Annotated in this window: 17 protein-coding genes; 7 read left to right on the top strand and 10 right to left on the bottom strand. The window is 73.4% G+C overall.

Annotated features, from left to right (window positions below; genetic code table 11):
• Positions 1-27 precede the first annotated feature (27 nt).
• The 7 genes from ACN28A_RS36030 to ACN28A_RS36000 all read right to left on the bottom strand — a co-directional run bounded on the left by ACN28A_RS36030 (position 28) and on the right by ACN28A_RS36000 (position 9,085).
• Entirely contained in the window at positions 28-1,272 is a 1,245-nt protein-coding gene (locus ACN28A_RS36030) for a sensor histidine kinase (protein WP_421403208.1), read from the bottom strand.
• A gap of 41 nt (positions 1,273-1,313) precedes the next feature.
• Positions 1,314-2,000: a response regulator transcription factor gene (locus ACN28A_RS36025; RefSeq protein WP_421403206.1), complete on the bottom strand. Its 687-nt coding sequence runs from the start codon at positions 1,998-2,000 to the stop codon at positions 1,314-1,316.
• A 49-nt stretch (positions 2,001-2,049) separates the two neighbouring features.
• Entirely contained in the window at positions 2,050-3,336 is a 1,287-nt protein-coding gene (locus ACN28A_RS36020; protein ID WP_421403204.1) for a cation:proton antiporter, read from the bottom strand.
• Between the two features lie 46 nt (positions 3,337-3,382).
• Positions 3,383-4,759 carry a cytochrome P450 gene (locus ACN28A_RS36015; protein WP_421403202.1) on the bottom strand — a complete coding sequence of 459 codons (1,377 nt, stop codon included), beginning with the start codon at positions 4,757-4,759 and terminating at the stop codon, positions 3,383-3,385.
• Positions 4,756-5,814 (bottom strand): alpha-hydroxy acid oxidase, encoded by a 1,059-nt coding sequence (locus ACN28A_RS36010; protein WP_421403200.1) that lies wholly within the window; start codon positions 5,812-5,814, stop codon positions 4,756-4,758. Before ACN28A_RS36010 ends, ACN28A_RS36015 begins: the two co-directional genes overlap by 4 nt.
• 68 nt (positions 5,815-5,882) lie before the next feature.
• On the bottom strand, positions 5,883-7,487 hold the full coding sequence (locus ACN28A_RS36005; protein WP_421403198.1) for an FAD-dependent oxidoreductase: 1,605 nt from the start codon (positions 7,485-7,487) through the stop codon (positions 5,883-5,885).
• Positions 7,488-7,522: 35 nt separating this feature from the next.
• Entirely contained in the window at positions 7,523-9,085 is a 1,563-nt protein-coding gene (locus ACN28A_RS36000; RefSeq protein ID WP_421403196.1) for an HAL/PAL/TAL family ammonia-lyase, read from the bottom strand.
• 74 nt (positions 9,086-9,159) lie between these two features.
• Here ACN28A_RS36000 and ACN28A_RS35995 point away from each other — a divergent pair, with 74 nt between their 5' ends.
• Positions 9,160-10,713 carry an NAD(P)-binding domain-containing protein gene (locus ACN28A_RS35995; protein ID WP_421403195.1) on the top strand — a complete coding sequence of 518 codons (1,554 nt, stop codon included), beginning with the start codon at positions 9,160-9,162 and terminating at the stop codon, positions 10,711-10,713.
• Between the two features lie 7 nt (positions 10,714-10,720).
• Positions 10,721-12,466 carry a class I adenylate-forming enzyme family protein gene (locus ACN28A_RS35990; protein WP_421403194.1) on the top strand — a complete coding sequence of 582 codons (1,746 nt, stop codon included), beginning with the start codon at positions 10,721-10,723 and terminating at the stop codon, positions 12,464-12,466.
• 94 nt (positions 12,467-12,560) lie between these two features.
• On the opposite strand, the gene ACN28A_RS35985 is transcribed toward ACN28A_RS35990, so the two are convergent.
• Positions 12,561-14,282, bottom strand: coding sequence for an alpha/beta hydrolase (locus ACN28A_RS35985; RefSeq protein WP_421403192.1), 1,722 nt, complete (start codon positions 14,280-14,282; stop codon positions 12,561-12,563).
• A 102-nt stretch (positions 14,283-14,384) separates the two neighbouring features.
• A complete protein-coding gene (sigJ, locus tag ACN28A_RS35980; protein WP_421403190.1) occupies positions 14,385-15,320 on the bottom strand; it encodes an RNA polymerase sigma factor SigJ in 936 nt (311 codons plus the stop codon).
• A gap of 194 nt (positions 15,321-15,514) precedes the next feature.
• Here sigJ and wrbA point away from each other — a divergent pair, with 194 nt between their 5' ends.
• The 4 genes from wrbA to ACN28A_RS35960 all read left to right on the top strand — a co-directional run bounded on the left by wrbA (position 15,515) and on the right by ACN28A_RS35960 (position 19,140).
• Positions 15,515-16,132, top strand: a complete 618-nt coding sequence (wrbA, locus tag ACN28A_RS35975; RefSeq protein WP_421404828.1) for an NAD(P)H:quinone oxidoreductase — start codon at positions 15,515-15,517, stop codon at positions 16,130-16,132.
• A 281-nt stretch (positions 16,133-16,413) separates the two neighbouring features.
• Positions 16,414-17,169, top strand: coding sequence for an SDR family oxidoreductase (locus ACN28A_RS35970; RefSeq protein ID WP_421403188.1), 756 nt, complete (start codon positions 16,414-16,416; stop codon positions 17,167-17,169).
• 184 nt (positions 17,170-17,353) lie between these two features.
• Entirely contained in the window at positions 17,354-18,211 is an 858-nt protein-coding gene (locus ACN28A_RS35965) for an RNA polymerase sigma-70 factor (RefSeq protein ID WP_421403186.1), read from the top strand.
• 107 nt (positions 18,212-18,318) lie between these two features.
• Positions 18,319-19,140: an alpha/beta fold hydrolase gene (locus tag ACN28A_RS35960; protein ID WP_421403184.1), complete on the top strand. Its 822-nt coding sequence runs from the start codon at positions 18,319-18,321 to the stop codon at positions 19,138-19,140.
• A 30-nt stretch (positions 19,141-19,170) separates the two neighbouring features.
• Here the strand turns inward: ACN28A_RS35960 and ACN28A_RS35955 are convergent, their stop codons facing one another.
• Positions 19,171-20,007, bottom strand: coding sequence for a helix-turn-helix transcriptional regulator (locus ACN28A_RS35955; RefSeq protein ID WP_421403182.1), 837 nt, complete (start codon positions 20,005-20,007; stop codon positions 19,171-19,173).
• 183 nt (positions 20,008-20,190) lie between these two features.
• On the opposite strand from ACN28A_RS35955, the gene ACN28A_RS35950 reads away from it, so the two are divergent.
• Entirely contained in the window at positions 20,191-21,618 is a 1,428-nt protein-coding gene (locus tag ACN28A_RS35950; RefSeq protein WP_421403180.1) for an aldehyde dehydrogenase family protein, read from the top strand.

Genomic DNA, 21,618 nt, shown 5'->3' with positions numbered 1-21,618 from the left:
GGCGTGCCACCACGCGGCCGGCGACGGTCAGCCGACGGGCCGGGCCCCGGTGAGCGTGGTGTCGGCCCTGGCCGGCAGCCGGACCACGAAGCTGGCGCCCCGGCCGGGCTGGCCTTCGGCCTGGATCGTGCCGCCGTGCCCGGTGACGACCTCGCGCAGCAGCGACAGTCCGAGGCCGGTGCGCCGGCGCTCGGTTTCGACGCCGCTGCGGAACCGGTCGAAGATCCGCTCGGCGGGGTCGAATCCGGTACCGGTGTCGGTGACGGTCAGCTCGACCACGCCTCCGCCGGCCGGGCGGCGTACCGTCACCTCGATCAGTCCGCCCGCCGGAGTGTGGGTCAGGGCGTTCGTCAACAGTTCGCCGATCACCCGTCTCAGCGCGGACGCCACCCCGAGCACCGGCAGCGGCACGTCAGGACGGCTCAGCGTGAGCGTCACACCCTGTTCGGTGGCCCGGTCGGTCTCGGCGACCACCGCGTGCTCGGCCAGCGCGGCCATGTCCACGGTGCCGGTGCCGGGCCGGATGTCCGGCATCGCCGCCAACCGGGCGGAGAGCAGCAGGTCGTCGACGACCTCGCCGAGCCAGCGGGTGGTGCCGATCAGCCGTTCCAGTTCGGCGCGGTAGTCGGCCGGTACTCCGGCGTTGCCGGCCCGGCGGGCGAGCAGTTGGGCCCGGGTGTGCACCTGGGCGATCGGGGTACGGAGTTCGTGGCTGACGTCGGCGACGAACCGGCGCTGCCGGGCGAGCGCCTCGGCCAGCGGTGCGACGGTGAGGCGGCCGACCGTCAGGCCGCTGGCGACGGCGGCGAGCAGCCCGATCGCCTCCGCGATGGCGAGCGCGACGAGCAGGTGCCGGCGGTCGGCGAGCTGGTAGCGGGCGTCGAAGATGGCCTGCACGACGTCGTCGCCGCGCGGCTGGGTCAGCACGTAGTAGACGGTGCCGTTGCGTTCCAGGGTGGTCACCTCGGCGGTCCTGGTCTCGACCACCCTGGCCAGCGGCTGCTCGAGCGGGAAGCCGGGTGGCGCCGGGATGTTGCCGGTGCGCAGGTCGCCGTCGTGCAGCAGGAAGAGCCAGGTGCACCCGGGCGGCCCGGACGGGTCGCTGCGGGTGGCGGTGTAGGCGAGTTCGCGGTGGATCTGCCGTTCCTGGCCGCGGAGCAGCGAGGCGTAGGCGACCCCGCCGATCAGGGTGATCAGGACGGTTACGGCGAGTCCGACGAGGATGCCGACCCGGCGTCGGGCCCGGGCCACCACGATGCGTTCGGTGGCCATCCAGGAGATCCCGGCCGGCCCGTCCAGCGGACCCCGGGCCTTCACAGCTCGCCCAACCGGTAGCCGAGGCCGTGCACGGTCCGCACCGCGGTGCGGCCGAGCTTGCGCCGGAGATAGTAGACGTAGGTGTCCACTATGGATGAGGCGGCTGCCTCGCCGAAGATCCGGCGGCGCAACTCCGCGCGCGAGTGCACCACCCTGGGGCGCACGGCGAGCAGGTGGAGCAGGTCGAACTCCCGGGCGGAGAGCGCCACCCGGGAGCCGTCCGGCAGCAACACGTCCCGGGCGCCCAGGTCGAGCCGGCCGGCGCCGAGCGGAAGCGTCTCGGCCCGGTCCGAGGCGCGCCGGCACAGCGCCCGGATCCGGGCACTCAGCTCGTCCAGCTCGAACGGCTTGATCAGGTAGTCGTCGGCGCCCGCGTCCAGGCCGGCGACGCGGTCGTCGACGGTGCCGAGGGCGGTGAGCATCAGCGCGCGGGCCGGGACGGCACGGGACCGTAGCCGGGACAGCAGGTTGAGTCCGTCGAGCGCCGGCAGCAACCTGTCGATCACCATGACGTCGTACGGCCGGGTGAGCCCGAGGTGCAGGCCGCGTTGACCGTCCGGAGCCACGTCGACGAGGTAACCTTCGTCGGTCAGCACCTCGGTCAGCATCCCCGCCAGGTCGGCGTCGTCCTCGACCAGGAGCAGGCGGTGTACGCGGGGTGGCGTCTCGCTAGCCGTGAGCACATGTCGAGAATCCCACACCTGGCGAACACATAGACTGTGATAGATGTCTCTATGCTTTGCCTCCCGCCGGTTGAACCGCTATGGCGCTTTCCTGCGTGTCGGCCTGGGCGCCGGCCCGCGCCTCCCGCCGCTCGATCCAGGTCAGCAGCGGCGTCGTCATAAGCGTCGTGACGAGCGCGACAAGCACCAGCGCGGTGAACAGCGTCGAGTTGACGATGCCGGCGGCCATCCCGACGTTTATCGCGATGAGCTGCATCAGCCCACGGGCGTTCATCAGCGCGCCGACCCGCAGCGCAACCCCGTTCGGCTCCCGGCGCAGCCGGGCCGCGCCCCAGCAGGCGCCGAACTTGCCGACGATCGCCACCGTGACGCAGCCGAGCGCGAAGAGCAGCACCGACGGCTGGCCCAGCAGTCCGAACTCGGTGTGCAGGCCGGAGTAGGTGAAGAAGAGCGGCAGGAAGACGATCTGACAGACCGGGGTGACCGTGTTGACCAGCCGGTCGGTCCGCTCGTGGTGCGGCATCACCGCGCCGACCGCGAAGGCGCCGAACACCGCGTACAGGCCGATCTCGTCGGTGTACCAGGCGACCGCGAAGAGGAGTGCGACCAGGCCGAGCAGCCGGGACTGGTCGCCGAGCCGGTCGCTGCCGACCAGCGCGGCGGTGACCCGGCGACCCGCCGTCCAGAGCAGCAGCCCGAACAGCGCCGCACCGCCGACCGTGGTCAGCGCCGGCCCCACCCGCCCGGATGCGGTGGCCAGGACGACCGCGAGCAGCATCCAGGCCACCACGTCGTCGAGGGCGCCGCTGGCCAGGGCGAGCGAGCCGTGCCGGGTCCCGGCGTGACCGCGCTCGGTGATGATCCGGGCCAGCATCGGAAAGGCGGTGATCGCCAGGGCGACCCCGACGAAGGCGGCGGAGACCCCGACCGAGGCGCCGTCGGCGATCACCGGTGCGTGCCCCGCGGTGGCGAGCACCAGCAGCACGCCCAGGCCGAGCGGGGCGAGCACCCCGGCCAGCGACACCGCGCCGGCGGTGCCGGCCAGTCCGGTCGTCGGATGCGCGGTGAAGGCGTACCCGGCCTGGAACATGAAGATGACCAGGCCGACCTGGCCGACGACGTAGAGCACCGGATAGAGCTGCGCCGGGAAGAGCGCGTCCTGCACGGCCGGTGCCAGCAGCCCGAGCAGCGACGGCCCGAGCAGCACGCCGGCCAGCATCTCGCTCACCACCGCCGGCTGGCCGACCCTGCCGAGCAGCCACGCCATCAGCCGGCAGAAGAGCAGGATCACCGCGACGGCGATGAAGAACCGGGGCGCCAGGGCCACCGGGGTCACGTCGGGCCACCCTCGGCCGGGGTCCCGCGGACCGGACCGGGCTCGCTCATCGTCGAACCTCCTCGAAGTAGGTGGCGCAGAGTCGCTGCCGTCGCGCGTCGAGCACCATCACGCTGCCGAGTACCAGCTGGACGAGGCTGCGCCGCACGTCGGCCCAGTTGTCCGCCAGCCGCATCAGCCACAGTCGGAACCGCCCGGGTGGCCGTACGCCGGCCGGGACGAGGAAGCACGGCCCACGGCTCGGCAGTGAACGGCTGTGCCGGACGGTGGAGACCAGCGCGTACCGGCGCAGCACCTCGCGGGTGACCGCCCGCATCATCACCGGTGCGACGCCCCGGGCCGGACAGGCGCGGTTGGCGGTCACGCCGAACGGGACGAAGTGCGCCGCCCGGCGGTCCAGCGTCCGCCACCGGTCCGGGTCGAAGGTGTCGTCGGCGGCCGGTCCGGTGCGCTGGAAGGCGAGGTAGTTGAAGAGCAGCACGGCGCCGGCCGGGATGGTGACCGCGTCGTCGAGCCGGATCGGTGCCGAGGTCACCCGGTGCGCCACCCCGAAGAGCGGGTGCACCCGCAGCGTCTCGTCGATCACCCGGTCCAGTACCCGGTCACCCGCCTCCCCGGCGTCGTCCAGGCCGGCCAGCAGCTCCCGTTGGGTCGCCGGGTGCTGGGCGACGGCCAGCAGCAGGTGCGCCATCGCCTCGGACATCTGCACCACGGCGGTGTTGAAGAAGGCGCCCTGGAGATACCAGGCCGTCTCCCGGGCGGTGAACGGCTCCGGCAGGGTCACCGGCGAGGTGCCCGCCTCGATCCGGGCCAGCAGGTGCCGGGTGAGCCGGTCCCGCCGCCGCATGTGCCGCAGCCCGCAGCACTTCAGCGCGGTGACCACGTCGTCGGCGTTTGCCACGATGAGCGCCCGGACCTCCGGCGGGCACTCCTCGCCGAAGACGAGTTCGTGGTAGACCTCGGCCCAGATCGGCATCATCAGGTCGCGCAGCCGCACCCGGCTGCTCCGGTCGGCGGGCAGCGCGGCGAGGATGCGCCGGGCCGAGGCTGCGGCGAGTTCCGTCGACCGCTGGTGCGACACCGCCAGTACCCGCCGGGTCGTCCGGGCGACGGTGCGGTAGCGCTCGCCGGGCTCCAGGTGCTCCTGGTGCATCTGCGGCCCCGGTGCCAGCCAGTACCAGAACAGGTCGGAGAGGCCGGCGCCCCGGCTGCGCCCGTCGGCCGCCGGGTCGGCGTAGAGCCGGGTGAAGTGCTCGGGGCCGACCAGCGGGCCGGGCACCGCGATCCCCTCGGTGCCGTTCACCCGCGCGAAGATCCACTCCCGTAGCCGGACCACCGCCGGGGGCAGCCAGCGCGGCAGCAGCCAGCCGGCCACCGCGACGGGAACCGCCAGCAGGGCGCCGAACACCGGCAGCGCGCTCATCCCGGCACCGCCCGGCAGAGCAGGTCGGGGCCCAGGTCGGCAGGGCGGACGGCACCGGCCAGCGTCATCACCCGGGCCAGGTCGGCGCGGAGCAGGTCGAGCACCTGGCCCACCCCGACCCCGCCGCGGGCGGCGAGCCCCCAGATCACCGGCCGGCCGAGCCCGACCGCGACCGCGCCCAGGGCCAGCGCGGTGAGCACGTCGCTGCCCCGGCGGACCCCGCCGTCGAGCAGGACCGGAATCCGCCCCTCGACCGCGGCCACCACCGCCGGCAGGGCGTCGACGGCGGCCGCGGCGCCGTCCAACTGCCGCCCCCCGTGGTTGGAGACCCAGACGGCGTCCACGCCGTGCGCCACGGCGAGCCGGGCGTCGGCCGGATGCAGGATCCCCTTCAACACCACCGGCAGCCGGGTCGTCGCGCGCAGCCAGTCGACCTGCGCCCACCCGAGGTCGGGGTCCAGGACGATGTCCCGGACCCGCCCGGTCTCCGGGTCGCGCATGTTCTCGCAGCACAGGCCGGGCGGCAGGTCGAGGAAGCCGTTGCGCAGGTCCCGCTCGCGCCGGCCGAACACCGGCGAGTCGACGGTGACGACGAGCGCCCGGGCGCCGGCGGCCTCGGCCCGCCTGACCAGCGACTCGGTGAACCCGAGGTCCGGCTGCGGATAGAGCTGGAACCAGAACCGCAGCGGCCGGCCGTCCCCGCCCGGCGCGGCGGCGACCGCCTCGATCGGTGTGGTGGCAGCCATGCTCAGCACCAGCACCGTTCCGGCGGCCGCCACCGCCCGGGCGCAGCCCACCTCCCCCTCCGGGTGGGCCAGCCGGTGGAACGCGGTGGGGGAGACCAGTACCGGCATCGACAGCGTCCCGCCGAGCAGCGGCGTACGCAGGTCGCGCTCCCCGCCGCCGCGCAGCACCCGGGGCAGGATCCGGTAGGAGTCGAAGGCCGTCTCGTTGGCCCGCACGGTCCGTTCCTCGCCGGCCCCACCGGCGAAGAAGTCCCGGTGCACCGGGTCGAGCCGCTCCCACGCCTCGCCCCGCAACTCCGCGAGGTTCACCGGGGGGTCCGCGCCTGCCGTGGGATTGTGGCGCGGACCCGCCCGATGCGTCACCGGGGACATCGCCGTCAGTTCCCGGTGGCGTTCAGGCAGCGGTCCAGGAAGGCGACCAGCGGGGCCCGGTGCACGTCCGGGCGGTTCCACTGGTTCTCCAGGTTCTCCGCCAGGTGGTGGACCGCCGCCACCCGGCCCTGGTGGTGGTGCCGGACCACCGGATGCAGGTACGCGGCGTCGTGCGCCTGCCCGACCACGTCCTGCGCGACCCGGGTCACCGACACGTCGAACGGGTCGACCTGGTCGTGCTGGGGGCCGTACTCCAGGGTGACGACGAAGGCGTGCTCGACCGGGTGGTCCGGTGTGGAGAGTCCGTACCGGGTGAAGTACTCGACCGGCACCTCTTCGTGGTAGCGGGCGTCCGCCGCGGCCGTGGCCGGCCCACCCGTCCCGGCCACGGTCAGCACGTCGGCGAGTACCCCGAACTGCTGCCACAGCGCGGACGTGCGGTTCACCCGGGCGATCACCGCGTCCGCCATCGCCTCGCCGGTCGGGTCGAGCTTCTCGGCCGGCCACGGGGTGTCGTGGTAGCGCCGTTCCAGGATCCGGTGCAGGGCCCGGACGGCGTACCGGAAGCCGTGGATGAAGCCGCTGGTGGACCGCTTGAAGTCCCGTTCCTGGGAGAGCGTGCCGGCGAAGAAGAGGTCCGGGACGTCCAGCGACTCCCACTCGGCGCTCTGGGCCGGGAACCGGTCGTTTATCACGAGCGCCGGCCGGCAGCTCTCGTCGAAGATGGACGGGTCGAACCGGAACCCGGTGCAGAGCAGCACCCGGTCGTAGTGGAGTTCCTTGGTGACCTCGTCGGCCCGGGAGAAGCTGAACGTCACCCGGTAGCCGTCGCCGTCGGGCTCGATGCCGCGTACCGTCCCGTCCAGGATGGCGTTCGCCGACTTGAGCTGGTAGGTGTCGAGGAAGTTGTTGTTCACCGCCCGCAGGTGCCCGACGTAGTGGGTGCGCCAGGCCATCCGGATCGAGCTGGGTCCGGCCAGGTGGATCAGGGTGGTGGTCTCCATCAGGTTGTCGGCGGTCTCGAACGCCGAGTTCCCCTTCCCGATGATCAGCACCCGCTGGTCGAGGAAGTCGGCCGGGTCGACCGGCATCGTGTCGTACCGCTCGGCGTGTTCGACGCCGGGAATCGCCGGCACGTACGGCTGGGAGACCCCGGTGGCCACCACCACCCGGCGGGCCCGGTACGTCGTACCGTGCTGGTCGGTGACCGCGAAGCCGCCCCCGGTGGCCCGGGAGACCCGGACCACCCGGCTGCGGTACCGGACCCGGGCGCCGGTGGCGGCGGCGAAGTCCGCCAGGTAGCGCAGCATCAGGTCGGCTTCCGGGAAGTACCTGTCGGTGTACCTGGTGAACCGCAGCGCCGGGTCGTCGCTGAGCAGCGAGTTCCAGTCCAGCCGCAGGTTCAGTTCCGGATCGTCGGAGCCGGTGTGCGGCTTGTTGATGGAGATCAGCTGGCGGTGCCGGGGGAACCGGGCGAAGAACGCGCCGGGGACGTCCGCGCCCTCCAGCACCAGGTAGTCGCGCCGGCCGTCCTGCTCCAGCAGCGCCGCGAGCTGGAGTCCGGCCGGGCCGGCACCGATGATCAGATAGTCGAGCGTCTCTCCGGTCACGGGAACGACGCTACGACCCAGAAATCAGAGAAAAATCAGGATTCGTCCGGGAGTGCGGTCAGCTCGTCGAGCAGCTCCGCCGCCCGGACCACGTCGGCGTCCAGCGGCCGGTCCGGATCGACCGCCGGCACCACCTCGACCAGCCGGTCCAGCAGCTCGGCACAGCCCGGCGCGGTCGGGGTACGCGCACCGACGTGCACCGCCTGCCGCAACCCGACCGCCAGCGAGCCGCAGAGCAGCCGGAGCAGGTCGGCCTGGTCCACCGCGCGCAGCGCCGCCTGGGTGCCGAACGGCACCACGTCCTGGTTGTGCAGGTTGGTCGGCAGGCTCTGCATCCCGGCCGGGGTGGCGTTGCGGCGGATCTCCGCCACCAGCGCGGTACTGGCCAGCTGCACGCCCTGCAACCCGTGCTGCCGGCCGGGCCCGGCGGCCAGCATCGGCGGCAGCCCGCCGTTGCGGGCCGGGTCGACAAGCAGGTCGAGTTGGCGCTCGACGAGGTTGCCCAACTGGGCGGCGACCGTGCCCAGCAGGTCGGCGGCGAACGCGGCCGGCTGGCCGAAGAAGTTGCCGCCGTGCAGCACCAGGTCCTCGTCCGGAAAGAAGAGCGGATTGTCGCTGACCCCGCGCAGGTCGGCCGCGACCACGCCGTCGACGTACCGCAGGGCGTCCTCGGCGGCGCCGAGCAACTGCGGTACGCACCGGATGCTGTACGCCTCCTGGAGCGGCCGGCGGCCGGACGGCACCGCCCCGTCGAGCAGTACCCGCATCCGGGCGGCGACGTCGACCGCGCCGGGGTGCCCGTACGCGGAGATCAGCCGGGGGTGCACGAACTGGCCGGGATCGCAGCCGAGCACGTCGACGAGGAGACAGCTCAGCCACTGCGCGGCCCGGTGCGCGGCACGCACACCGTGCAGGGCGAGCGCGAGGGCGGCGGTGGTCAGCGACGTACCGTTCACCAGCGCCAGCGCGTCCCGCCCGTCCAGCACCAGCGGGCTCAGCCCGGCCCGGGTGAGCGCCTCGCCGGCCGGCAGCCGCTGCCCGTCCAGATAGGCCCAGCCGCGACCGCGCAGCGACTGCGCGGCATAGGCGAGCGGGATCAGGTCCCCGCTGGCCCCGACCGAGCCGTACCGGGGCATCGCCGGGGCGAACGGTGTCGCCAGCATCGCGGCGAGCCCCTCCACCACCCGCGGCGACACCCCGGAGACGCCCTGGGCCAGCGACCAGGCCCGGACCAGCACGGTGGCCCGGGCGACCGCCGGATCGATCTCCGGCCCGTGCCCCGCCCCGAGGTGGGCCAGCGTGTTGTCGCACTGGTCGGCCTCGTCGTCCCGGCCGGCGAACCCGACGAGCGCGCCGAAACCCGTGGTGGCGCCGTAGACCGGCCGGTCGTCGTCGCCGAGTACCGCCCGCAGGTGGCCCCGGCCGCGCGCCACCCGGTCCCGGACGACGGCCGGGACCTCGACCCGGACCCCGGTCGCGACCCGCCGCAGGTCCGCCACCCGCAGCGGCCGGGCCAGGTCGACGGTGCCGGCGACGGTGGGCCGGGAGCCGGTCGGACCGGCGGTACGGGCCGGGCCGGGCGCGCGCTGGGTCGTCATCGCACCGACCGTAGCCACGGATTCTCAGAGCGATCTGAGTTCTCTCTGATTACCGCTCGCTACCGTCCGGCGGCATGACGCACGATTACCTGATCCTCGGCGCCGGGCCGGCCGGACTCCAGCTCGCGGCCCTGCTGGAACGCGACGGTCACGACTACCTCGTGCTGGAGGCCGGCGAAGGGCCGGGCACCTTCTTCACCCGCTATCCCCGACACCGCAAGCTGATCTCCATCAACAAGGTCTACACCGGCTCGGACGACCCCGAGTTCAACCTGCGGATGGACTGGAACTCGCTGCTCGGCGACGATCCGGAGCTGCTCTTCACCAGGTACACCGGGCGGTACTTCCCGGACGCCGACCTGATGGTCCGCTACCTGGCCGACTTCGCCGCCGCCACCGGGGTCCGGGTCAGCTACCGCACCCGGGTCGTCCGGGTCGGCCGGGACGGCGACGGCTTCGAGGCCGTCGACGACACCGGCCGGAGCTGGCGCGGCCGGCGGCTGGTGGTCGCCACCGGAGTGTCGCAACTGTACGTGCCGCCGATCGAGGGCATCGAGCACGCCGAACGGTACGACACGGTGAACGTCGACCCGCGCGACTTCGTCAACCAGCGCGTCATGGTGATCGGCAAGGGCAACTCCGGCTTCGAGACCGCCGACAACCTGGTGGAGACCGCGGCGGTGGTGCACGTGGCCGGACCGCACTCGGTCAGGCTCGCCTGGCAGACGCACTACGTCGGGCACCTGCGGGCGGTGAACAACAACTTCCTCGACACCTACCAGCTCAAGTCGCAGAACGCCGTGCTGGACGGGACTGTCGAGAGCATCCGCCGCCGCGACGACGGCGGATACCTGGTCCGGTTCCGCTACGCCCGCACCGTCGAGGCGATCCGGGAGATCGAGTACGACCGGGTGATCGCCTGCACCGGCTTCCGCTTCGACGCGGACATCTTCGACGACTCCTGCCGCCCGGCGCTGGTGATCAACGGCCGCTTCCCGGAGCAGACCCCGGCGTACGAGTCGAGCACCGTGCCCGACCTGTACTTCGCCGGCACCCTCACCCAGCAGCGGGACTTCAAGCGGTCGACGAGCGGCTTCATCCACGGCTTCCGGTACGGGGTCCGGGCGTTGTACCGGATCCTGCGCACCCGCTACCACGGCACGGGCTGGCCGGCGACCCCGGTCGAGGCGACCCCGGAGGCGATCACCGACGCGATAATCGCCCGGATCAACCGCTCCTCGGCGCTCTGGCAGCAGTTCGGCGTCCTCGGCGACGTCGTCGCGGTCTCCGGCGACACCGTCGCCTACCACGAGGAGGTGCCGGTGGCCCACCTCGTCGAGGGCGGCCTGGGCGGCGGCACGTTCTTCGTCACCACCCTGGAGTACGGTGCCGACCACGACAGCGTGGACCCGTTCGACATCTCGGTGCCCCGGCCCCGGGAGAACGACGCCACCGCCGCACACGACGCCAGCTACCTGCATCCGGTGGTCCGGCTCTACCGGGACGGACAGGTGGTCGCCGTACACCACCTGGCGGAGAACCTGGAGAACGAGTGGAACCTGGCCGGGGTACACCAGCAGCCGCTGGCCGTCTTCGTCAAGGAACACCTCGCCGATGCCCGTAGCTGAGCCGCCGATGCCCGTAGCTGAGCCGCACCGGACCGAGCCGCACCGGGCCGGGGCGGGCTATCCGCAGGCCGTACTCGACCTGCTCGCCGCCGCCCGGGACCGGCCGGTCTTCGAGCACGGCCCCCGGACCGTCACCGGCGGCGAACTCGCCGACCTCGTCGCCCGGCTCGCCACCGGACTGGCGGAGGCGGGCATCGGCCCGGGTGCCGGGGTGGCGACGGTGCTCGGGGTCTCCCCGGAGGCGTTCGCCGCCGTCGTCGCGGCCCAGGTGGTCGGTGCCCGGGTGGCCGGGGTCCGTCCCGGGCTCACCGCCGAACAGCTCCGGCACGTCCTCGGCCACGACATCGCGGCGGTGCTGCTGGACCCGTCGACCGCCACCCCGGCACTGCGGTCGGCGGCGGCCGGACTGCGGCTGCTGGCGGTCGGCCCGGTCGACGGGGTACCCGACCTGGCCGCCACCCCGCCCCCGGCCATCCCGCCGAGACCGGCGGGCCGGCCGGACGACATCGCCCGGGTCATCTACACCAGCGGCAGCACCGGGACACCGAAGGGCTGCGTGCAGACGTACGCCGCGCTCGGTGCCGGTTGGGCGCCGCACCCGGACCGGTGGCCCCCGGCGGTCCGCGACCTCGCCGCCCGGCTCGACCGTTACCTGGTCTTCGGCTCGCTGAGCAGCCAGGTGATGCTGGAGTACGGCCTGCTCACCCTGGCCGCCGGCGGCACGATGGTGGTCGCGGAGCCGGCCGGGGGAGCGCGGCCGTTCCTGCCCGACGCGATCGCCCGGCACCGGGCCACCGCCAGTGTGGTCACCGTGCCCCGGCTGACCGGGATGGTGGCGTCGCAGCGCACCGACCCGGTCGACCTGGGCAGCCTGCGCGCGCTGCTGGTCTCCGGCTCGCCGCTGGAACCGGGCCGGCTGGCCGAGGCGATCTCCGTGCTCGGCCCGGTCGTCTACCACGGCTACGGCCAGACCGAGACGGGCATGATCGCCATGGTCACCCCGGCGGAACTGACCACCGCGCTGGCTGCCGGCGCAACCGAACGCGACGCAGACCGCGCCGCCATCGGGTCCAGTGTCGACCGTGCCGCAACCGGGCTCGGGGTAGACCGGGCCGCCACCGGCACTCCGCCGCCTGTTCCCGGCCCTGTGGGCCAGCCGGCGGCCGTGCTCGGCTCGGTGGGCCGCCCACCGGCCGTGGTCGACGTCGAGGTCCGCGACCCGGATGGCCGGCCGGTGCCGGCCGGGGTGGCGGGGGAACTCTTCGTCCGCACTCCGGCCCAGGCGAGCGGATACTGGTCCGAGCCCGCCGAGACCGCCGAGGTCTTCGTCGACGGCTGGGTACGCACCCGCGACCTCGCCCGGCAGGACGCCGACGGCTACCTGCATCTGCTGGGCCGCACCCGGGACGTCGTCATCGTCAACGCCGAACTCGTCTACGCCGGCCCGATCGAGCGGGCCCTGGCCAGCCACCCCGAGGTGGCCGAGGCGTACGTGGTGGCCGCGCCGGACGAGCAGACCGGGGAGGCGGCGCACGCCTTCGTCGTGCCGGTAGCGGGTTGCCGGCCCGACCACGAGGTGCTGCGGGAACTGGTCCGGGAACGGCTCGGCGAGGCGAGCGTTCCCCGGACGGTCACCTTCGTCGCCGACGTTCCCGTCTCGGCCGCCGGCAAGCCGGACAAGCGCCGCCTCCGGCACCGCGAGGGCGCCGGAGGCGGGGACGTCGCCCAGCGACCGGTGCCGGCCGCCCCGTGACCGGCGGACCGGGGCCGGGGCGGCCGGCGGGACGTCAGCGGCCCGGCCGCCCCGGGTCGGTCCGGCGAACCGGCCCGGGGCGGCCGGCGGACGGTCAGTGGATGGGCGAGTTGGCCCGGGTGATCCGCTCCCGCACCTGCTCACGCAGCTCGGGCAGACTGTCTGCGGAGGCCCGCGCCGCCGGGTCGAGCTTGCGGCCGTCCCGCTTCACCGGGCCGGCGACCGGATACACCTCGGACTCGCCCGGCAGCGGCAGACCCGGACAGGTCGCGTCGGACGGGCGCGAGTTGTGCAGCAGGAAGACGTTCACCATCCCGTCCACGCACGGGTTGCCGTCGATCGCGTACTGGGCGTGGAAGGTGGCGTCGTCGACCGAGACCATGCTGACGCCGGGAGCCGCCCGGACCGCCGCCCTCGCCTGCTCGTAGCCGGTCTGCGGGTCGAACTCCGCCTGCACGACCAGGACCTTCGCCGCGACCGAGGCGGGCAGCTCCGGCAGGGTCTGCCGGGGTGGGTCGGACCAGAAGCCGCACGGCTCGGTGAGCCCGTACGCCCAGCCGAAGAGCGGGTACTGCGGGCCCTGCCGGTCGCTGAGTCGCCGGTACCAGGTGGCGGAACGAGTGGGCTGGTCACCGCAGGCGACCGCGACCCGGGTGCCGGGGAACAACGTATAGTCCTCCGGCGTCTCGGTGGCGATCCGCCGCAGCGTCAACCCGGCCAGCGGCACGCCGTACTCCGAGCGGGCCAGCTCGTCGAGTTCGGCGCGTACGGCCGCCGGCAGGCCGGCCCCGACGGTCTCGCCCTGCATCTCCTGTGCCGCCAGCGTGAAGACCAGGGTGGCGAGGAGCCACTGGAGTTGGCCGCCCATTCCGACGAAGAGCCTGTCGTAGTTGTCGCCGGAGATGCCCACGGTCTTGGCGTACTCGCGGGCCGCCTCCCAGGTCCGCGCCGCCTCGGCCGGAGTGTCGCCGACGATCTCGGGGAACTGCCGGGCCGCCCAGGGCAGGTAGACGTTGTCGCGCTGCCGCTGCCCGATCATCGGGAACGCCTCGAAGGCCGCCTGTAGCCGGCCCTGCCAGTTCACACTGGAGTCGAGCACCATCTTGCCGGCGCTGGCCGGGAAGAGCGAGGCGTACTTCGCCCCCAGCCAGGTGCCGTAGGAGTAGCCGACGTAGTTCAGGGTGTCGTCACCGAGCAGTTGCCGGATCAGCTCCATGTCGTGCGCGGTCTGCCAGGTGGTGACGTACGGGGTCAGCGCCTTGCTCTGGCACGCCTCGGCGACGGCCCGGGGTGCCTTCTGGTGCTCGGCGATGCTGCTCGGCGACCGGTCCCGGGCGTCGAGGTCGGCGGTCGACAGCCGGTCGTTCGGGATCTCGCAGACCAGTCCGAGCTGGTCCGGGGCGGTGCCGCCCTCCTGGCCGGTGCCGCGCGGGTCCATCCCGACGAAGTCGTAACGCTCGCTGACGCTCGGTTGCAGGGCGGCCAGCGCACCGGCCAGCGAGCTGCCCTGGGCGCCGGGCCCGCCCGGGTTGACCAGGATGGCGCCGAGCCGCTCTCCGCTGGCCTTCACCCGGCTGATCGAGACGCGCAGGTCGACGCCCGCGTCGGGCACCGCCCAGTCGCGAGGGGCGGTGACCTGGGCACACTCGATGTCGCGTGTCGGGTCGGGCGAGGCGAACAGGCAGGCGCCCCAGCTGAGTTCCTGGTCGAGATAGAGGTCGAACGGGGTGGTGGCGGCCTGCGCTGCGACCGGGGTCGTGGCCAGCGCGAGGACCAAGGTCGCCGGTGTCACCACACTTCTGACGAGTCGGCGCACGGTACTCCCTCCGGAAGGAATCGGATGAAGGGAGCGTAGCCGGTTGTTTCCGGGCCGCCGACCACCCTGGGCCGAACTCGGCCTCGTGCTCGGTCTCCTGCCTCATCCGCGCGTCCACGGACGCAGCTTCTCCGGGTTGCGCACCGACCAGATCCGCCGGATCCGGTCACCGGCGACGTCGAACGCCATCACCGTCACGACCGCGCCGTCCACCTCGGCCACCAGACCGGGCCGGCCGTTGACCGTACGCTCCAGCAGCGTCAGGCCGGCGGCCCGGCCGGCGACCTCGACGAGTATCCGGGCGACCCGCTCGCCGCCGTGCACCGGTCGGAGTTCGGCGCTCACCAGGCCACCACCGTCGCTGACCGCGGTGACCTGCGGGTCGAGGAGCGTGACGAGGGCGTCGATGTCGCCGGCCCGCCAGGCCCGCTTGAAGTCCCGGACCACCCGGGCGTGTCGGGCCGTCGGGGTGGCCACCGGCCGTGCCGCGCGGACCCGGCGGCGGGCCGACGAGGCGAGCTGGCGGCAGGCCGCCGGGGTACGGCCGACGATCTCGGCGACCTCGGCGAACGGGTACCGGAACACGTCGTGCAGCACGAACGCGACGCGCTCGGCCGGGGTCATCGAGTCGAGCACGACGAGCAGGGCCATGTCGACGGACTCGTCGAGGGTCACCCGGTCGGCCGGATCGAGCGGGCCGCCACCCGGCCGACCGCTGCTCCACCGCGTCCCGTCCGGCAGCGGCTCCGGGATCCATTCGCCGACGTACCGTTCCCGGCGGGCCCGGGCCGAGCCGAGCAGGTCGAGGCAGATCCGACCGGCGACCGTGCAGAGCCAGGCGCCGGGGGAGTCGATGGCCTCCCGCTGCCCCCGGGGGAGGGCGTACCAGCGGGCGTAGGTCTCCTGCACGACGTCCTCGGCCTCGGTCAGCGAACCCAGCAGCCGGTACGCGAGATTGGTCAGCTGGCGCCGCTCGCCCATGATCGCTGTCAGCTCGGGATCGGCCGGGTCGTCCCCGGGCCCGGGTCGGATGGTCATGGTGTCCGCTGCTCCCTCGGTCGCTGCCCTGCCCGGTCAACAGTCCGACGAGACACCGCACCGGACTGTGAGGCCGGCGCCCTCACAATTGCCGACCCCGTTTCGTCGTACCGCTCGGACGCCTACACCCGTCCCCCGCCGCCGGGCGAGGCGTGCCCGCCCGGCGGCGCGGACAGCACCGAGAAAGGACACCGATCGTGGAACCCGTGCGGGTCGCCGTCATCTACTACAGCGCCACCGGAACCGTCCACACCCTGGCCCGGGCCGTCGCCGAGGGCGCCGAGCAGGCCGGTGCCCGGGTGCGGCTGCGCAGGGTCGCCGAGCTGGCCCCGCCGGAAGCGGTCGACGCCAAGCCGGAGTGGGCGCAGCATCTCCGGGACACCGCCGACGTCGCCGAGCCCGGCCTCGACGACCTGGCCTGGGCCGACGCCGTGCTGTTCGGCACCCCGACCCGGTTCGGCACCCCGGCGGGCCAGCTCAAGGCGTTCATCGACACCACCGGTCCGCTCTGGTTCTCCGGCGGCCTCGCCGACAAGGTGTACTCGGCCTTCACCGCGTCGAACACCGCGCACGGCGGGCAGGAGTCCACCATCCTGGCGCTGGGAAACGTCTTCTACCACTGGGGCGGGATCATCGTGCCGCCCGGCTACACCGACCCCGTCCAGTTCAGGTCGGGCAATCCCTACGGCACCTCGCACGTGGCCGGCGACGGGCCACCCGGCGAGGTGGCCCTGGCGGCGGCCCGTCACCAGGGCCGGCGCGCCGCCTACACCGCCGCGGCGCTCCGGGCGGGGCGGGGGCCGCGGTCCTGACCGGCGCGTGGCGGTCGTACCGGATCGGTGCCACCAGCGCCGCCGCCCGGCCGGGCCCGTCGGGCGGCGGCGGCATCACCCGCGAGGGGTGATCGGCACGGTACGCCCACCGGGCGGCGATCAGCGGTGCAGGCTGGAACCGCACTCCGGCGGGCCACGGCCACCGGGGTGATCCGGGTCGCACGGCACCGGGTCCTGTCACGAATCGACGTCCCGCCCGGTCGTTGTGGTGGCCGGGCGCCAACCGGCGCCTGGAGAAGGACGACAACCAGAGGACCAAAATGAAGATCGTCGTTATCGGCGGCAGCGGACTCATCGGCAGCAAGGTCGTGGACCTGCTCACCGCACAGGGCCACCAGGCGGTGCCGGCGTCCCCGAAGACCGGGGTGAACGCGGTGACCGGGGAGGGGCTGGCCGAGGCACTCGACGGCGCCGAGGTCGTCGTGGACGTGTCGAACGCACCCTCGTTCGAGCCGGCCGCCGCGCTGGAGTTTTTCGAGACGTCCACCCGGAACCTGCTCGCTGCCGAGGCGGCGGCCGGGGTGGGTCACCACGTGGCGCTGTCGGTGGTCGGCGCGGACCGGATGCCGAACGTCGGGTACATGCAGGCGAAGGTGGCACAGGAGAAGCTGCTCCCGGCGTCGCCGGTGCCGTACTCGATCGTGCGCGCCACGCAGTTCTTCGAGTTCCTCGAGGCCATCGCCGGGATCGGTACCGACGGGGACACCGTACGCCTGGCGCCGGTGCTCTTCCAGCCGATCGCCGCCGACGACGTGGCGGCCACGGTGGCGGACGTCGCGCTCGGTACCCCGGTCGGCGGCATCGTCGAGGTGGCCGGGCCCGAGCGGTCCCGCCTCGACGAGGTGATCCGGTCGGTGCTGGGCGCCGACGGGGACCCCCGGAAGGTGGTGCCGGACCAGGCCGCCGGCTACTACGGTGCCGAGGTCGCCGACGACGCGCTGGTGCCCCTCGGCGAGGCCCGGACCGGTCGGATCCACCTGGCGCAGTGGCGCGAGGCGACCGGCAGGGCGCGGTAACCTCCGCCGGCCGGTCCCGACGACTTTGCCGGATCGCGCCGCGGCCGGGGAGGATGGTCCGGTGCAGCCCGCAGCCGACGGTCGGACCGGTCCGACCGGTCCGACCGGTCCGACCGGTCCGACCGGTCCGACCGGTCCGACCGGTCCGACCGGTCCGACAGGTCAGATCGGTCAGATCGATGAGTTGGCGGACTTCCAGGCCGTTCGGGGACGGTTGTTCGGGATCGCCTACCGGATGCTGGGCAGCGTCGGGGACGCCGAGGACGTGGTGCAGGACACCTGGCTGCGCTGGCAGCGGACGGACCGCCGGAACGTGCGCAACCCCGAGGCGTTCCTCACCACCACGACCACCCGGTTGGCGATCAACGCGGTGACGGCGGCCCGGGCGCGTCGCGAGACGTACCCGGGGCCGTGGTTGCCGGAGCCGGTGGACACCGCCGCCGATCCGGCGCTGGGCGCCGAGCGGGCGGAGGGGCTGGAGCTGGGCGTACTCCTGCTGCTGGAGAAGCTCGCCCCGGCGGAGCGGGCGGCGTACGTGCTGCGGGAGGCGTTCGACTACACCCACCGGCAGGTGGCCGAGGTCCTGGCGACGTCGGAGGCGAACGCCAGGCAACTGTTGAGCCGGGCCCGCCGGCACCTGGGTTCGGGGCGGTCGGCGCCGGTCGGCCGGGCCGAGCACCGGCGACTCGTCGAGGCGTTCCTGGCGGCGGCCGACGGCGGGAACCTGACCGCCCTGGAGCGGCTGCTCGCCGACGACGTGGTCGCGCGTTCCGACGGCGGGGGACGGGTGCACGCGTCGCGCCGGGACGTCTCCGGCGCGGCCCGGGTCACGAACTTCCTGGACAACGTGCTGCGGAAGTACTGGCACGAGTCGGTGCTCCGGCTCGTCCCGGCCAACGGGGCGGAGTGCCTGCTGGTGGCGGCCGCCGACGGTACCCCGCAGGCCCTGCTCGCCCTGGCGACCACCGGCCGGGGGATCGAGCGCCTGTTCGTCGTGCTGAACCCCGACAAGCTCGGCCAGTTCGCCGGCCCGCCCGCCTGACCGCCGGAGGGATTCCGGCAAATCGCCCTGCGGGTTGCCCGGCCTGTGCCTAAATCGGGTACGACAGGCCGCACGGCCGGGCAACGATCACGACGTACGGGGGAGAGATGGGCTTCGTCGCGGCGAAGGACGGCACCGAGATCTACTACAAGGACTGGGGCTCCGGTCCGGTCGTGGTGTTCTCGCACGGCTGGCCGCTGAGCGCGGACGCCTGGGACGGCCAGTTGCTGTTCCTGGCGCAGCACGGCTTCCGGGTCGTCGCACACGACCGCCGGGGGCACGGCCGGTCCGGACAGGCGTCCTCCGGCAACGACATGGACGGGTACGCCGACGACCTCGCCGCCGTGCTGGAGACGCTGGACCTGACCGACGTGACGCTGGTCGGCCACTCGACGGGCGGCGGTGAGGTGGCCCGCTACATCGGCCGGCACGGCACCGGTCGGGTGGCAAGGGCGGTGCTCATCTCCGCCGTGCCGCCGATCATGGTGCAGACGCCGGACAATCCCGAGGGCCTGCCGGTCGAGGTCTTCGACGAACTGCGCAGCAAGCTCTCCGCCGACCGCTCGCAGTTCTACCAGGATCTCGCCCAGATGTTCTACGGGGCGAACCGGCCTGGGGCGACGGTCTCCAAGGGCATCCTCGACCAGTTCTGGCTCTGGAGCATGCAGGCCGGCGCGAAGAACGCGTACGAGAGCATCAAGGCGTTCTCCGAAACCGACTTCCGGGACGACCTGGCCAGGTTCGACGTACCGACCCTGGTGATGCACGGCGAGGACGACCAGGTCGTCCCGGTGAAGGACTCGGCCCGGAAGACCGCACAGTTGATCGCGAACGCCCAGGAGATCTACTACGAGGGGGCGCCGCACGGGCTGACCGCGACCCTCCAGGACCAGGTGAACAACGACCTGCTCGCCTTCCTGCGAAGCTGACTCCGCCCGCCGTCGAATCCCTGGCCGGCGTCAGGACCGCTGACCGCCGACGACCGACAGCTGGCGCAGTTTCTCCGCGCTCTCGCTGCCCGGGGTGGCGGTGAGGACCAGCAGCGACTGGGACTGGTCGGGATCGAGCAGCACCTGACAGTGCAGTTCGAGAAGGCCGAGCCGGGGATGCCTGATCCGCTTCGGGGCGCAGTACGGGCCGGTCACCGGATGCTCCTGCCACAGAGCGGCGAACTCCGTACTCCGGACCAGCAGCCCCTCGACGATCTCACCGGCCCGGGAGTCCCGCCCGGCCCGGCTGTACGCGCGGTGCAGGTCCGAGACGAGCAGCCGGCTGTGCCGCGGATGGTCCTCCTCGGGGTGGACGCGCCGGGTGTCCGGTTCGGTGAACCAGCGGTAGTGCAGGCTCCGGGCCAGCCCGGTGTGCCGGGTCTGGTCGCCGAGCAGCGCGGTGGCCAGCCGGGTCTGCCGCAGCGTCTCGCCGAGGTCGCTGACCACCTGGGCGGCGGCGTCGCCGAGCCCGTCGAAGATGCGCGTCATGCCGGGGTTGACGTGCTCGGCCCGCCGTACCCGCCGGGGTGCCGGATGTCCGCCGAGCTGGAACAGGTGGTCCCGTTCCTCCGGCGACAGCCGCAGACCGCGGGCGATCGCGGCGAGCAGCTGTGCCGACGGGCGCGGTCCACGCCGCTGCTCGATCCGGCCGTAGTAGTCGGCCGACATGTCGCTGAGCGCGGCGACCTCCTCGCGGCGCAGCCCGCCGGTACGGCGCCGCCGATGTCCGCGGGGCAGGCCGACGTCCTCCGGTTGCAGCGCCTCGCGCCGACTCCGGAGGAACTCGGCGAGCCGGTCCCGGTCCATCCGCGCTGTCCCCTCCCCGCTCCGGTCGTCGTCCGGTTGTCGTCGTCGTCCTAGCCGATCTCCCGTACGTCGGGCCCGGCGAGCGCACGACCGGGACAACAATCCTTGCGTCGACCGGATTCCGGGTGTCCGGGGATCGACTGTCCCTGGCTGGGCCGGGTCAGGCCGCCAAGACTCGGATCCATGACTGGATCGACACTTGCTGCACCGGGCCACTGGATCGGCGGCGGATGGACCCCGGCCGGATCGTCGGCGACCATCGCGGTGCTGAACCCGGCGAACGGGGAGGTCGTCGCCGAGGTGCCGGCCGGTACCGCCGCCGACCTGGACCGGGCCGTGGCCGCCGCCCGGGCCGCCTTCCCCGGCTGGGCGGCCACCCCGCCCGCCGAGCGTGCCGCCGTGGTCCGGCGGATCGGCGAGGGCCTGCGGAACCGGGCCGAGGAGATCGCCGTCACCGTCACCGCCGAGATGGGCTCCCCGATCGGCATGTCCCGGACCGCCCAGGTGGGCTTCCCGGTCGCCGTCGCGGAGTCCTTCGCCGCGCTGGCCGCCGACTTCGCCTGGACCGAGGAGATCGGGAACTCGCTCGTGGTACGCGAGCCGATCGGCGTCGTCGGCGCGATCACCCCGTGGAACTTCCCGCTACAGCAGATCGTCTCGAAGCTGGCACCGGCCATGGTCGCCGGGAACACGATGGTGTTCAAGCCCTCCGAGGTCGCGCCGTTGACCGCGCGGATCCTCGCCGAGGTCACCGCCGGGGCGGGCCTGCCGGCCGGGGTCTTCAACGTCGTCTACGGCACCGGCGCGGTGGTCGGGGAGGCGATCTCCGCCCATCCGGACATCGACATGGTCTCCTTCACCGGTTCCACCCGGGCCGGCCGGCGGATCGCCGCCGTCGCGGCCGGGACGGTCAAGCGGGTCGCGCTGGAACTGGGTGGCAAGGGCGCGAACGTGATCCTCGACGACGCCGACCTGCCCACGGCGGTACGGGCCGGTGTGCAGATGGCGTTCGCCAACGGCGGCCAGGTCTGCGGAGCCTGGCCCCGGATGCTGGTACCGGCGTCCCGGCAGGACGAGGTCGTGGCGTTGGCGGTCGCCGCGGCCCGGGAGTACGTCGTCGGGGAGCCGACCGACGAGGCGACCCGGATCGGCCCGATGGCCTCCGAGGAGCACCGGGCGAAGGTGCACGGCTACCTCGAGCGGGGGGTCGCCGACGGGGCGACGCTGGTCTTCGGCGGTCCCGGCCGACCGGAGGGGCTGCCGCAGGGCGCCTACGTCCGGCCGACGATCTTCGCTGACGTGGACCCGTACTCGGCGATCGCCCAGGAGGAGATCTTCGGACCGGTGCTGACCATCATCCCGTACGCGGACGAGGACGAGGCGGTCGAGATCGCCAACAGCACCGTGTACGGCCTCACCGGCGGGGTCTTCGGCGAGCCGGAGCACGCGCTGGCGATCGCCCGGCGACTGCGTGCCGGCCAGGTCGACGTCAACGGTGGCCACTGGAACCCACTCGCCCCGTTCGGCGGCTACAAGCAGTCCGGGAACGGCCGCGAGTTCGGTCGCGCGGGGCTGGAGGAGTTCCTGGAGACCAAGGCCATCCAGCGCTGA

This window comes from Plantactinospora sp. WMMB782 (genome assembly GCF_049179135.1).
Taxonomy (GTDB): domain Bacteria; phylum Actinomycetota; class Actinomycetes; order Mycobacteriales; family Micromonosporaceae; genus Plantactinospora.
The sequence above is the reverse complement of the archived record's forward strand: the minus strand, read 5'-3'. Positions and strand labels throughout refer to the sequence as shown.

Coding starts and splice junctions, on each gene's coding strand:
- ACN28A_RS35950 (WP_421403180.1), top strand. CDS start 20,191: ATGACTGGATCGACACTTGCTGCACCGGGCCACTGGATCGGCGGCGGA.
- ACN28A_RS35955 (WP_421403182.1), bottom strand. CDS start 20,007: ATGGACCGGGACCGGCTCGCCGAGTTCCTCCGGAGTCGGCGCGAGGCG.
- ACN28A_RS35995 (WP_421403195.1), top strand. CDS start 9,160: ATGACGCACGATTACCTGATCCTCGGCGCCGGGCCGGCCGGACTCCAG.
- sigJ (WP_421403190.1), bottom strand. CDS start 15,320: ATGACCATCCGACCCGGGCCCGGGGACGACCCGGCCGATCCCGAGCTG.
- ACN28A_RS35960 (WP_421403184.1), top strand. CDS start 18,319: ATGGGCTTCGTCGCGGCGAAGGACGGCACCGAGATCTACTACAAGGAC.
- ACN28A_RS36000 (WP_421403196.1), bottom strand. CDS start 9,085: ATGACGACCCAGCGCGCGCCCGGCCCGGCCCGTACCGCCGGTCCGACC.
- ACN28A_RS35990 (WP_421403194.1), top strand. CDS start 10,721: ATGCCCGTAGCTGAGCCGCACCGGACCGAGCCGCACCGGGCCGGGGCG.
- ACN28A_RS36015 (WP_421403202.1), bottom strand. CDS start 4,759: ATGAGCGCGCTGCCGGTGTTCGGCGCCCTGCTGGCGGTTCCCGTCGCG.
- ACN28A_RS36030 (WP_421403208.1), bottom strand. CDS start 1,272: ATGGCCACCGAACGCATCGTGGTGGCCCGGGCCCGACGCCGGGTCGGC.
- ACN28A_RS35970 (WP_421403188.1), top strand. CDS start 16,414: ATGAAGATCGTCGTTATCGGCGGCAGCGGACTCATCGGCAGCAAGGTC.